The sequence below is a fragment of the Castellaniella denitrificans genome (genome assembly GCF_027214045.1).
GTDB lineage: Bacteria > Pseudomonadota > Gammaproteobacteria > Burkholderiales > Burkholderiaceae_B > Castellaniella > Castellaniella denitrificans_A.
On the sequence record NZ_JAPWHE010000034.1, the window covers coordinates 1 to 274 of the forward strand.

Genomic DNA, 274 nt, shown 5'->3' on the forward strand with positions numbered 1-274 from the left:
GTCAGAACAGGCGTTCGAGTCACTCTATCAGGTGCTTCATTACCGCTGGCAGCCTGCCTCCATCGTCGAGTCGGAAGACGGGGAATAATATCGCGGTGTTCGGTATTAGGGGAGTCATGTCATGACGCACCGCTGGCGCTGGATTCCAAATGCGCTGACGTTTTTGCGCATTTTGCTGATTGCTCCTTTTGCGGCAGCCCTTATGGCCAAGGAATATCGTTTTGCCCTGGTGATATTTTTTCTGGCATCCGCAACGGATGCCTTTGATGGTTTC

General features: G+C 52.2%; 1 protein-coding gene. It reads left to right on the forward strand.

Features of this window, described 5'->3' with window-relative positions; genetic code table 11:
• Positions 1-121 precede the first annotated feature (121 nt).
• Positions 122-274 (forward strand): CDP-alcohol phosphatidyltransferase family protein (locus O4H32_RS15045; RefSeq protein WP_407932670.1); only part of this gene is annotated, 153 nt, incomplete at its 3' end.